Here is a 12965-nt window from a genome sequence, read left to right on the forward strand (position 1 = left end):
TAACGGGTTAAGGAGCTGTTACAGATAACTTGGACAAATTATTCACCAGCCACTATGTATGCACTCATGCACACTTACGAACTTGTGGCGGGACACAACTGGTGCGCCCCGCCCAGATAATGGCCGTTAATCATGCAATGTGCATTTGTAAAACCATACATTGTCACGGTCAAATATCTGCTTTATAGATTAAAACATACCGTGAAAACTTACTATTGTAAAGCACCACCGGCAGATTTCTGTCCGTTTCGAGGCCGAAAATCCGGATTTTGTGCCTGAAACCGCATGCGAAAACGCCACTTGGGCAAATGAAAAGCCGCGGCTTGCTGGCCGCGACTTTAGAGGCAAATTTTTACTGCAAGTAATTATTGAGGAACTTCGCAATCCCGTCTTCGGTATTGCTGGCGGTCTCGTACTTGGCCACCTGCTTCACCGCGTCCACGGCGTTGCCCATCGCGACGCTGACGCCGGCTTGCTTCATCATGCCGATGTCGTTCATGCCGTCACCGAAGACAATCGTGCGCTCGGCGGGGATGCCGGTCAGCTGCTGCAGCTCGTTAATGGCCGTGGCCTTGTCGATGCCGCGGGGGATGAGCTCCATGTTATCGTGGTTCGACGCGGACAGGTGCATGAGGTCGAGCTTCTGCAGGTCCGCCATCGACTGCTGCAAGCCTTCTGCATCGCGGGGACTGATGACAATCCCGTTGGTAATCTCGTGCTCGTGCTTGAGCAGGTTGGTCAGATTGCCCACCTGCTTCACGCCCACGGTCAGGCCGCTGGGTTCGAACACGCGCAGGGCCGCTTCAACGAATGCGGGTGGCGTCTGCGTGTAGTAGACGTTGTCGTCGCTGAAGTAGAAGGCGGAGAGGCCGTGCTCAGTCGTAACGCTGTTGACCGCCTTCAGGGCATCGGCGCCCAGCAAATGGTGCACGCGTTCGCCGGCAAAGTCATACACGGCGCCGTTCGCGCCAATCACGCCCGCCCGGTCGGACACTTGATCCGCCATGATTTTCGCCAGCGCGTACATCCGCCCGGTCGCCACGAAGAACTGGTGGCCGTTATCCATCGCCGCATTGAGCGCCGCAATCGTCATGGGCGACACGTGCTGGTGGTCAACCGCCAGCGTGCCATCGATGTCAGTGATAATCAAGTGTGGTTCCATTTTCGGGCCTGCCTTCGTTAGTTTTCATCTATTGTAGCACAGTGGCAGAAATCGCCTAAAATCATAATAAAAAATCACGTAAAACGACCATCCCCTTTCCGGACGGTCGTTTGCAATTATCGATGCAGGTTACGATTCTTACCGTAATAGAAGTGGGCAAACCAAGGATACGCGGCAGGTTTCTTCAACAATACATGCGTAATTGGCGGACATTTATCCTCAGCCGCAGTGCGCGTCTTGTAGTAAGCCATGGCCTGTGTATCCAGGTTCACGACGATGTAATATTGACCCGTGATTTGCTGATTGTTGATTGTGTTGTAAGTTTCACCCTTACGTGTACGGAGCAGAAGATAATGCTGATTCCAACCAAGTGTGGCAATGGCATTAACCAAAAACGAATCAGGACTAACCGCCAGCCCTTGGTCAGCCTCTTTCCCTTCTGTTGGGCGATTTAGCAACTCTAAGCCGTCCGTACCATAATCTAGGTACGCAAAATAATTGTTCCTGATGTTAATAACATGTCGATCCAAATTCGTACCATCTTCGCGATATATCTCGCTTTGCTTAGAATACTGATGGTTAGATCTGCTATTCGGAGAGGCACTACAGCCACTAACACATAGCATAAACCAAACAATCAACAATCCATAGTATCTATTCATTCAATGCTCCCTAAATAGTTTGCGCTTACATAATGATATCAACCCATTGTACCATTTATTGTGAATTTAAACGGTCCAATTTCACCCTCAGTAGTCAGTTCAACCGCAACATCATTCGCCAATCCTAGAATGGATAAATCATTTGGCGCAGCTGCAAAGTCAAATGTATCATGCAAGTATGCCAGGCAACCATACGTCCCATCTTCATGTTTTAGCCAGTTAAACGTAACCGTACAGGCATGAATCGCCATCACATAATCCTATCCAGAATTTGCGGTGGAAAAAGTAAAATCGTGTGATTTAGTATAGCTAACCTCCGTCGCACCCCAAGCGGTTAGCTATTCCCACATTGTGGTTGCAAGCTTTTCCAAAGCAACAACCTTAAAGACACCATAATTATCGTTCAAGGTCAATGTGCTGGGATTGCTTGATCCTGATTTAATTGCATGCGTCATTAGTTTGGAAGTTAGTTCATATCCTTTTGCATCACAAGCTTTAATCCCTAGTTTCCAAAGTCCCATGTTTAAAGCATTTCGAGCTTCCGGAACCTTGGCCACATCTATTTCCTTAACAGCCATTCCTTCAGCTTCGTCAGCTGCAACAATTAAATCTGTCAACCCCGCATTGAATTCTTCATCTGTAAAGTTTGTTTCTGCTTCAACATAATCGATGTAGTAATTCACGGAGGATACCCATTGCGGATATTCCTCAATAAGTTCATTAAGCTTGCTAACGGTTGCTGGCAAAATTGAATGCTTTTCCGGCGTAACAATCACTGATGTCAACTTTTCAACTTGCACAAAGTCCGTCTTTTGTGCACCCGTTTCAGCACGCACCATTATTGTTGGTGCCGCTCCTGAGACCAGTGCCAGGATACAAACTACTTTCATCAGTAAATTCTATTTAAGCATAATCCATCTCTCCTATCTATTTTGTCATCCGTCTTTTCTGCCATAGCCAGTACAATCCAAGCGTCACCATCCCCCAGAACATCCCCATCAGCAGCACCACACTGCGCCAGTAACCCGACTTATTCGCCGCCTTCGCTTTGCGTGCCAGCTGCTTGGTGTACGGTACCCGGTGGCCCGTCACCAGCAGGCGGTGCGTGTTCGCCGGCACCGGCGTACAGGTCACCAGGGTCGCAAGGTCCCGCCCAGCCTGAATCTTCAGTGCGGCCGCGTCGGTGGGCACAATCACGCGGATGTCGTCCACCTTGTACGCCCGGTGCTTGCCACCAACCGTGACGATGAACTGGTCACCCTTTTGTACCTTATGCAGGTCACTGAACATCGTCTTGGTCGGCAAACCGCTGTGGGCCGAAATAGCCGTATGCGTGCTCTTGCCGCCGACCGGTGCACTCGTGCCCGGAATGACGCCCGCGCCGTGATTCAGCGCGCTGTCGGAGACGTTGTCAAAGAGTGGCAGTTGGACGTTGATGGCCGGAATGACGATGCTGCCAAGCAGGTTGTCCGCCAGCTCTTTGCGCAGCTGGCTGGTGCCGTAGTGATCCAGGTCAATTTCTTGGCCCTGAAGCTTGGCCAACCGCTTTGACCGCCGAATCTGGGCCTGCTTGTCCGCCTCTACGCGGGCCATGTCGCGCTGCACCATTACGTAATTAATGGCGCGGGTGGCGAACGGGAACAAACAAATGAGGAGGCCGATGATGAAAATCAGGCGGCGAATAATGGTACTGACGCGGCGTTTTGGTTTCATAATCGTGTCCTCCTCTAGGGTATGTAGTGCGCGTGCAGCAGATTGCCATGTACACGCGCGTGCTATTTAGCTGTGCGGCGCTATGGGGGCTCACCCCGCTTGCCGCGATGACTTAGTGTTTGCATTGTCTGCTCCTATCTGCCGGAAGTGGCGCTTAGTCTTCCTTCTTCTTCAGGGCCGATGCACCCATCAGCGCGCCGCCGACTACCACCAGGGTGATGAGGCCGATGCCACCGGTGAGTGGGAGCTTGCCAGGAGTGTTAGGCGTGTTCTTAATTTGAGGAAGTTCAGTAACGGTGTAAGATCCCTCTTTAACTGTGAAGGTTGTGTCGGGATTTACCGGATTTACGTAACCATCTGGTGGAGCGGTTTCGACAAGAACGTAATTTCCATGTTCCAGTCCTTGAAGAATGATGTGCCCATCACTATTAGACTCAACTTCTGTCGCTTCACCTTTGGATACCCACTCAATACTTGTTGGAGCTTCCCAGGTTCCTACAAATTTAGCGTATAATTCAGTGCCCGCCTTCTGAATCTTAAATTTAGCTCCAGGTAATTTTTCATTTGTGGTACTGTCTACTTTCTTAAACTTGTAACCACCAGTCGTAATATTAGGACCATCATCCGTTTGACTGATTGGCTTGCCATCGCGGTTAAAGCTGACTACAAAGTCGTTGTTAATCTTTGTATCCGGGACCGCGTTTTCGTTGATGACAACCTGATATTCAACAACCAGTGTGTTCCCGGCTTCTTCCTCTAACCGTGTTCGCATGGAGTCATTACTCATGTCGTAGTCCATCTGCCACCAAGCAGCGTTCTCGCTACTTTCTTCTTTTGTTAGAGTAACCCCAGCAGCCTCAGGTCCAAACTTACTCATGACGTCATCATCACCAATTTTCACGCTGGAAATCTTTCTGAATGTTGTACCAACCTCGGTCATGGCATCTTTGACTGCGAACTGACTGTACAGTGCGGCTGTTTCTGCCGTATTCAGCTTGCCGATATCTTCAGGAATTACGTACTTTACTCTGTAAGTCAACACCTTACCTACTTCGAAATCGTAAAGTGGATTGTTTTCCTCGTCTACAGGATCCCCCTTAGTGTCAAGAAGAACCTTATCAACACCGTAGTTCTTAGGATAGAGTTGAATATTTTTATTCACCTCGGTCTTGCTACCCGGCATATAGACAGGCAGTGCGACCACCATCGGCAGTGCTGGCGTCATATTCTCGACTGTCGTGGTTTCTGCAATAACGTAAACTGCATTGCGAAGTACCTTGTTGTATTCAACCTGGATTGGCAAGTCTTTGAAGGTTGTCTGACCTCCATCTGCAGTCATCTGCTGCTTGCCAGCTTTGATTTTATCAGCGTTGCCCGCCAAAATCGTTGACCATTCATCCTTCAGCTTTTCGTACAGGTCTTCACCGTTTGTACCGTCAAATGCGTCGTAGAAGTATTCAGTTACATCATAAACAGTAAATCCTGCGCCATTAACTGGGTCTTGGTTCTTGAATTCATCCATCTCTACACCAGTGTTTTGGTGCAAACCGTTCAAGTCCAGCCCGTCCTTTTTGTTAATCGTAATATCAACATTGTCCCCAGTCTTGCTTGCCGCAATCGTCGGCACCGCGCCCATTATGGAGCTTGCTGCGGTCAGGGCCATTGCGATTGCGATTGTGCCGCGCCATGTGCGGCTGATCATGCTCGTCTTCATAATTTTTACTCCCTCTGATTCTGGTTTTGTCCAGAATCCTGGCTGACGCGCATTAGGTTAGTTCTTTCACTTCCCGTCTGCTGCGCCGATGCATGCGTTCACCTGTTGAACGCAAGATTGTGCGTGTCATTTTTTGCCTCTAATCCTGCTTATTTGAAATTCTGAATGTTCTTGGAGCGCATGCGCCACCAGATTGTGACCCAAGCCATGATGACCAGGCCCGCAATGATGAGGATGATGCTCCAGCCGTTGCCCAGCTGTGGCAGAATCCCACTTGGCGTCGGCTTCTTGGTGCTGGTTGTCGGTACTTCCGGTTCCGCCGGCTTGGCCGGATCCGTCGGGGTGGTTGGGGTTTGCTCCGCGTAGTTGTATACGCGCGGCTTACCCGCTTCGATGATGTTGTCTGGCAAGATGCCGGTCGGACTTTCGTAAATCTGTTCGCCGTTCACCAGCGTCCAGAGGTAATTGCCATCCTCGTCGTACATCCGGTCAGACACTTCGATTGTGACTGGCTTGTTGTCCAGAATGTAACCTGGCAAAGCTTTGATTTCATTAAACTGATAATCACCGCTCTTCAGGTACAGGTCTGGTGTGGCCACCAATCCGTTCTTGTCGGAGGTGAACACCGCCAGACGCTGATCCGTTTTCGGGTTCGTGCTGGTCACCCAGTTCAAAACCACTTGTCCCGGCGTGTAGTGACCGAGGTACAAGCGTTGACCATTCGCCCCCGCTTTAGAAATCACGTATTCAACGCCTTCAAGTCGCACCTTGTCGCCGCTGGTCGTCACCCCGAACTTGAAGAACCATGGGTCGCGTGCGTACGCGTCGTTCTTCGGGTAGATGTGGAGCGTGTTTAACACCGCGTCGGTCTGCGGGTGCCGCACGTTCATCACCACCATCAGGGGCGCGGCTGCGGCAACATCGACGTCGACTTCTGCTTGATGGCCCGTTTCGATAATGTAGTAGGCCGCCACGTGGTTGCCTTTGCGCTGCGGCAAGGTGATGCGCCCGATGCCGTCCTCGCTAAGTGCGTTGTCCGACTGGGTCACGATTCGCCCCGTCCCCGCATTGCCGCTGCCAACCAAATCCAGGTTCTGCGCGATGTCTTGCGCCGCGCTGATTTCCAGTGCCGTGTAGTCCCGGACGAATTCGTCCACCGTCTGCTTCTCCGCTAAAGCCGCTTCCAGCAAGCCCGTCGCGTTGTAGACGGCGAATTCAACGCCGTTCACGCCGACCGTCTTGGCCAGCATCGCGTCACTTGGATCTTTCAGTAACCCGTCGTTTTCGTATTGCGTGCCGTCATTACCATTCACCGAGAAGATGCGCTTATGGAGCACAATCTCCGCCGTGTCATTCGTCGCCGCTTGGGTTTCCTGCATCCCCAGAAACGGGAGTGCAAGCATGATTGCCGCGACTGCCATTAATATGCGCTTAAGCATCTTCATCACCTCCCCGGTTTTTCCGCCAGTCAGTGAGCTTCCAGAAACCTGCCGCCCCAAGTGCCAGTAGACCGACAATCAGGATGATCTGCGTGCCCATGCCACCGGTGCGTGGAAGGGCTGGTGGGGCCTTTGGCAGGTTGTTGGCCGTGATTTGAAGTTCGTTGTGCGTCTTATCACTGCCCGTCAGCGTTAGTGTTGGCTTTTGGTCGTTATTCACGTCCTTGCCCGAGTATTTGAAGTCCTTCACTTCGCCATCATCAGTGATTGTGAACGTGAAGTCACCTTCAAGTAACATGTACCCAGCTGGTGCCTCAGTTTCCGTCAGCTTGTAACTGCCCGCTGGTAGCCCCTCTTCAAAGACAAGTTTCCCCGCTGTGTTAGTTACACCACTGCTAATCAAAACGTCGGTATCCCCAGAAACTTCCCACACTTCGAACTGAGCACCAGACAAAGGCGCCTGCGTACTGTTATCGCGTTTGATTACCGTCAGACTAGTGTCCTTCAGTGGGTTTTCTGCGATATTGTTCTTGAGTGTACTGGTCAGCTTCAAACCATTAGCACCATCATCAGTAACGCTAATATTGAATTTGACCTTGCCGTCATAACCAGTCGGTGTATCGATTTCTTCAACCGTGTATTCACCAATTGGCAGATTGGTAATGGTCACCTTGCCTGAAGCATCACTGGGAACCGTGAGTGATTTGGTACTATTTGCACGCGTTACCTCGAACTTCGCTCCAGCCAGTTCCTTACCACTCAGAGACACCTTCGTGAATTCATAATTCGCGTACTTGAGTTTGTTCGTAACGGTCAATGTCGTGTTAGTCCCAATTGTAGTGGTTGCCGGAGCATACGTTGGGTTCTCGTAACCGGGAACTCGCTGTCCGCCAGCAACTTCTTCCACTACGCGGTATTCCATCAAGATTGATCCGTGGTTGATTGGAACGTCCTTGAACGTGTAGCTTGCATCGTTAGTGCTAAAGTTTTGCTCTGCCACGTTCGTCCAAACATCATTCGTTCCCTTTTTGCGATTCTGCAGGACCATCGTGATGGCCTGTCGTGTGCTCCACGCATTGTCGGCGTCCTGCCATACCTTCTTCACCGTAATGTCGCCGAGCTTCGGGAAGTCCCGAATCGACGGAATGGCGAAGTGCAGATACTTGTTATTCAAGTTGGCCAGTTCGGTCTTCTTGTTGGTCGGGTAGAAGTTACCATTCCGGTAATCATCCTTTAAGGCAACCAGGTACGTGATGCGTAGCCCTTCTTGAGCGCCATTTTCAGCACCAAGCGTTACCTTTTCCAAAACAATCTTGTCCTCAGTGAATGTCGGCTGCACGTTCTCCGCGTACTCAGGATAGTTTTCAGAGTTAGCCTCAGTTACCGTCAACGTACCATTATTCAGCGTTAATGCCGCCATTGTGACGTCGCTGATACGGGTAACTGCATCCCCCATTGGGTCGGTGAGGATACCATCGATGATCTTGGAACTGGTAATTTGCAGAATCTTGTCGAGTGCAGATTGAAGCTCTGTCAAGTTATCAGCCTGATATGTGCCAGCTGTTCCCAAAGCATTTAGTACCCTCAGCGCTCGTTCACCCGTGTAGAACCCAATTGCGAACTTTTGCGTTTTCGAATAAATCGTGTTGGCATATCTAGCTTCCGCGTGCGCAATCGTTGCACGCGCCCGTGCTTCAGCGTTAATTGTATTAATACTACCGTCATTGTTTTGGACTGAACCGTTACCCTCATAGTTAGTTTGGCCGTTTTGTCCAGTAGTATTGTTTAAAACATACCGCAAACTATTATTGGCAACCGATGCAGTCGCACGATTCAATGATGCCTGAACTGAGCGTTGCTCACCGTCAGAATCGTAGTAGTATTGATTGGTTCCAGCAGCGGCTGAAAATGTTGGGTCACCATCAGATACAACAATCATTACCTTGGCAACATTATCGCGTGCGCCAAGATTTTTGTTCATTAACAAATTTAACCCAGCGTCCAGTCCAATAAAAGTAGGCGTCCCCCCCAAAGGATCATTACCGGTAAATACTTCATGATCCATCAAAGTTTGTGCACTGCTGGTATAGCCGTCAAATTGAGGATTTTCCGTGTTGATTGAGTCGGCGTCACTAAATGAAGCAATCTCTGCATAAGGTCGCCCAGAGGATGTTGAGTTGGTTGTACCTCCAAACACAGACATACCGATTTGAATACCATTACCACGGCTTAGAAGCTCAGTTGAGAAATTCTGGACCGCAGTTTGCAGCCGCTTCCATCTGGTCGGCGCACTTGAGTTACTACTGTCCCTATCATTCATGCTCCCAGACTTGTCAATCACCAGCACCACGTCGAGGTCCGGCAACGTTTCAATCGCATCCCCAATTACATCGAGCTGCACTTGATATTCGTTCTCGTTACCCGTGGGTTGCACACTCTTCTTGGTGTAAACATTGTACTGGTCCACACCCTCAATACCCGTGTAGCGACTATAGCCTTTTTCAAACAGCGTCCCCTGATTCAAAATCGAGGTCACCGTGGTGTCAGCAGTCGACGTTCCTGACTGATTGTACGCATAGTTGCGCACATCGGCATTGCTGGTGGCTTTGTCTGCTGTCGTAATGTGCTGGTTCGTGTTGTTTTCAGGATAGGTTCCCTTTGCATCCACGTCCGTCACATACTTAAACTGATCATCCGGGTTCGTACTACCCGCCCGATTCAGCAGTAACGGTGCTGCATATGCGAGCCGTGCCTCAGCTGCTTGCTGTTCTTCTTGCTTTGCTTCAACTTCCTTCGCCGGTGCTGCTTCTTCTTGCAGCTGCGGCTTAGCGACATTCACCGGAGTTTCGTCCGCAACGATTTCCGTTTCGGGTTCGGTTGCGTCCTCCTTCTCTGGTGTTTCGGTTGCCGGAATTTCCGGTGCCGCGACCACCTTGGCCGTTGCATCGGTGCCCGTCAGCAGGTCCGGTGTCTCCTGACCCATCAGCTGGCTGTCCAGTTGCACCCAGACTGCCAGTTGCTTGGCGTCAAGTGGCGTGGTTACGGTCAGCGTCCCGTCACTTTCGGCGGTGTATTCGGCTTCCCGGAACCAGTCGTCATCTTCTGCTTGCTTGAGGTCACCCTCTTTGCGTTGCACCGTGCCCGTGCCATCTTCGGCTTGGGCGAGCCGAACGCGAATCGCGCGCTGCGTTGCATCGTCGGTCAGTGCCCGCTTTTTGTAGTGCAGTGTCCACTCAATGGCGTCCTCCGCCACTTCGCTGGTCACACTGACACGGGCGAGATCGTTATCCAGTACGACCTGCTCCTCGCGGGCGTTCACCGTGTTCGAGCTCGTCAGCCCGAACACGCCTTGCACCTGCATCAATATCAGTGCGAACACCGCGATGCCCGTCAATAACTTGCGCATGTTGCTCCTCCTTTCGTTTAGATGGGGGGAGTGCAGGTCAGCACGTCCCCAGAAGCGTGTCTCGTCTGCATGCCGGTAATCACCTCTTTCTATGCGTCGTTTGAAGTTTCCCTATAATTTAAGTCTAAATGATTGCATAGGCTGAGTGATATAAAAACACGTGTTATATACAAAAATATTTATGCACAAGGTTCGCGCCTTGTTATATCAAAGAAAACGGATACATTTAGCTTGACAAAAAATTTCTAAATAACACCCGTTTTCGCATTCGACTAACAAATTGTAAGCAAATGTGGAATTTTGGCCACGCAAAAAGCGGTCCCTCCAGGCGCATTTTCTGCTACTGGTGAGACCGCTCATTTCAGGCAGTGACTAACGCGCCACTGCGGTTTTTTCGTTGAGGTACCATTGTTCTAACGTAGGTTGTGCGCTGCCGTCTTCGGCAAAGGTAATCCCGAGTGCACTGATTAGGTGCGCCAGGTTCTGGCCGCGACTCTTAATCAGCCCCGTGAGCAACTCGTCACTGTGCAAAGCAGAGTTCTCCATCAAGTACTGGTTGATGTCGGCGATGTACCCTGACCGTTCAAGTTGGGCGAACACGTCGAGCCCCTCCGTCCGGAAGTACCGGAGATAGAAGCGGCCAAACTGAGTAAGCGCAACGGATTGTGCTGGTTCTGAAAGCTGATCGAACTGCAGATTATTTTCTGCCATTATTGAATCCTCCTCCATTAGTGGACTAATTCACATTCACTATAATTTTAGGGCTTGACCTGCAAATGCGCAAGTTCTGGGCAAGGCAATGCGGTAACAATAGCGTTACGTTTATGGGCACTGCCGCAACAAAGTGGTACCCACCTAAATGCCCGCCCGACAGCCGATAAAGCGCAATCATGCAACATTGTAAGATTTGTTTACGTTGGGCCAAAAAGTGATTTTAACGGTTGGCAAAGCCGGCAGATGGTTCTAAAATGCCCCATATCAACGAGATTGGAGGACTGCATAATGGCTAAGATTACCGTACAACCAGGTGACGTGCTCACCGCGAAAGTACACGAGGACATGAAGAAACAGTTCAAAGGCAAGGTGATGAAGAATTACGAACACGCCGCAATGCTCGAAATCACCGAATTTGATGCCGCCACTGACGGTCCTAATATTCCCGAGTTAAACGGACGCATAGTCGTTAGCTTGAAGAATGTTCGTGCCGTGAACGGCAAACGCGTGGCTAAGGGCGACGAGGTCGTGCCTGTGCCAACTGAGGAACCAGAGACCCCGATGCGTAAACGCGCATAACGTCGCCAATTAATTCATAACGACATTCCCATACAAAAAGATCGTCAGCACGCAGCTGGCGATCTTTTTTAGGCTGCACGTCGCCCGAATATTACCCAGGAAATAACAAAGCCTAGTAATGCCGGCACCGTCCAGCCCAAGCCCTGACTGAATCCGGGCAGATACTGACCAAGCGCAAGCACATTTGCCAGCAGCCCTTGATGCAAAGATGCGGGCAGTGCGTTGAGCCCATCCAGAATTGCCGGAATCAGCACAAAGGCAATCGTGGTCACGTACACGCCTTGCCGGTCGTGGAAAATGCGCGAAAGTAAGCCGAGCAGAATCAGCACGATGGCGATGGGGTACAGAAAATCGAGGAACGGCTCGGAAATCGCGATGATTTGGTTCAAGCCAATGTTGGCGAGAATCAGCGGGACCCCGGCGGCACCGGCAATCAACCACTGGTAGTTCTCCCGCGGAAACAGCTCCTTGAACGTGTCGCCGAACGCAGTGATGAGCCCGACCCCAGTCTTGAGGCACGCCAGAATCACGATGATGGCGGTCAGGATACTGCCGAGCGTGCCGAAGTAATAGCGCGCGATTTCGGCGATGATGATGCCGCCGTTGCTGGCGCGGTCGAATTCACCCAGCGCCGTGACCCCCATGTACGCCAGAACCGCGTAGATTAAAGCCATCAGGACAGCGGCGATGGCACCGGCTTTGAGCGTGCCCATGGCGATGGCTTGCGGCCGACGCACGCCCAGACCCTGAATCGCCTTCACCACGATGATGCCGAATGCCAGCCCCGCCAGCGCGTCCATGGTCATGTACCCAGAACTGAAACCAGTACTGAAGGCCATGTGCTTGTACTCGGCCACGGGCGCCGCATGCAGCCCGCCCATGGGAAAAATAATAACAAAGCCGAGCAGCAGCGCCAGCGCCACGAGGAATGCCGGCGTCAGCACTTTACCAATATAGAACATAATCCGCCCGGGTTTGCGGGCCAGCAGCCACGCAACGCCGAAGAACAGCAGGGAGAAAATGGCGAGGGCCACGTGCTGGTAACGGTCCGGAATGAACGGGTCGAGGCCAATCTCATACGAAATCGTGGCCAGGCGTGGCGTCGCGAACAGCGGCCCGATGCCCAGGTACAGGATAACGGTGAACGCGTACGCGAACGGGCGCCCCACCTTCGCGGCCAGCCCGAAGACTCCGTCCGTGCGGCTCATCCCGATAGCGGCAACGGCCAGCAGTGGCAGTCCCACCCCCGAAATGAGGAACCCGATGACCGCGGGCAGAATATGATTACCAGCTGACTGCCCCAGAAAAACCGGGAAAATCAGGTTCCCGGCCCCGAAGAACAGGCCAAAAAGCATGGTCCCGATTAAAAACAGGTCGCGCCGGGATAGCCGTTTGTTATCCATGATCGCAGTTTCCTCCATAATGATGGCCAAGAAGCGACTTCTTGGCCATTGGTTTTGTGACGTATTTATTTATATCTGTCACATTTTATCATCAATTTAATAATGCTTCCAGTTTAGTTAAGCACACCCGGGGGGCGTTTCGCAAACAAAATTGCGGATAGGCATGTTATGAT

At 51.3% G+C, this 12965-nt stretch carries 11 protein-coding genes; 1 reads left to right on the plus strand and 10 read right to left on the minus strand.

From position 1 onward, the window contains the following. Positions 1 to 352: 352 nt before the first annotated feature. The 9 genes from FC18_RS04060 to FC18_RS04095 all read right to left on the minus strand — a co-directional run bounded on the left by FC18_RS04060 (position 353) and on the right by FC18_RS04095 (position 10807). Positions 353 to 1162: an HAD family hydrolase gene (locus FC18_RS04060; protein ID WP_054680103.1), complete on the minus strand. Its 810-nt coding sequence runs from the start codon at positions 1160 to 1162 to the stop codon at positions 353 to 355. A 116-nt stretch (positions 1163 to 1278) separates the two neighbouring features. Then, the gene (locus tag FC18_RS04065; protein WP_054680100.1) at positions 1279 to 1824 is read right to left on the minus strand and encodes a hypothetical protein; all 546 of its coding nucleotides are present in this window, start codon (positions 1822 to 1824) and stop codon (positions 1279 to 1281) included. Between the two features lie 38 nt (positions 1825 to 1862). Next, positions 1863 to 2075 carry a hypothetical protein gene (locus tag FC18_RS12190; RefSeq protein ID WP_156300962.1) on the minus strand — a complete coding sequence of 71 codons (213 nt, stop codon included), beginning with the start codon at positions 2073 to 2075 and terminating at the stop codon, positions 1863 to 1865. A gap of 87 nt (positions 2076 to 2162) precedes the next feature. After that, positions 2163 to 2663 (minus strand): hypothetical protein, encoded by a 501-nt coding sequence (locus tag FC18_RS04070; RefSeq protein WP_056975522.1) that lies wholly within the window; start codon positions 2661 to 2663, stop codon positions 2163 to 2165. Positions 2664 to 2751: 88 nt separating this feature from the next. Then, entirely contained in the window at positions 2752 to 3537 is a 786-nt protein-coding gene (locus FC18_RS04075; RefSeq protein WP_054680094.1) for a class C sortase, read from the minus strand. 154 nt (positions 3538 to 3691) lie between these two features. Then, on the minus strand, positions 3692 to 5251 hold the full coding sequence (locus FC18_RS04080) for a SpaH/EbpB family LPXTG-anchored major pilin (protein WP_054680091.1): 1560 nt from the start codon (positions 5249 to 5251) through the stop codon (positions 3692 to 3694). A 149-nt stretch (positions 5252 to 5400) separates the two neighbouring features. Beyond that, positions 5401 to 6690 (minus strand): pilin N-terminal domain-containing protein, encoded by a 1290-nt coding sequence (locus FC18_RS04085; protein WP_054680088.1) that lies wholly within the window; start codon positions 6688 to 6690, stop codon positions 5401 to 5403. Next, positions 6683 to 10096, minus strand: coding sequence for a vWA domain-containing protein (locus tag FC18_RS04090; RefSeq protein WP_056975524.1), 3414 nt, complete (start codon positions 10094 to 10096; stop codon positions 6683 to 6685). The genes FC18_RS04085 and FC18_RS04090 overlap by 8 nt, the downstream gene beginning before the upstream one ends. Before the next feature lie 372 nt (positions 10097 to 10468). Next, a complete protein-coding gene (locus FC18_RS04095) occupies positions 10469 to 10807 on the minus strand; it encodes a hypothetical protein (protein WP_054680078.1) in 339 nt (112 codons plus the stop codon). 291 nt (positions 10808 to 11098) lie between these two features. Between FC18_RS04095 and FC18_RS04100 the strand changes: the two genes are divergently transcribed. Next, positions 11099 to 11389, plus strand: coding sequence for a hypothetical protein (locus FC18_RS04100; RefSeq protein ID WP_056975525.1), 291 nt, complete (start codon positions 11099 to 11101; stop codon positions 11387 to 11389). Positions 11390 to 11457: 68 nt separating this feature from the next. On the opposite strand, the gene brnQ is transcribed toward FC18_RS04100, so the two are convergent. Beyond that, positions 11458 to 12792, minus strand: a complete 1335-nt coding sequence (brnQ, locus tag FC18_RS04105; protein WP_082404153.1) for a branched-chain amino acid transport system II carrier protein — start codon at positions 12790 to 12792, stop codon at positions 11458 to 11460. Positions 12793 to 12965: the final 173 nt, after the last annotated feature.

The sequence above is a fragment of the Lacticaseibacillus sharpeae JCM 1186 = DSM 20505 genome, from assembly GCF_001436225.1.
Classification (GTDB): Bacteria; Bacillota; Bacilli; order Lactobacillales; family Lactobacillaceae; genus Lacticaseibacillus; species Lacticaseibacillus sharpeae.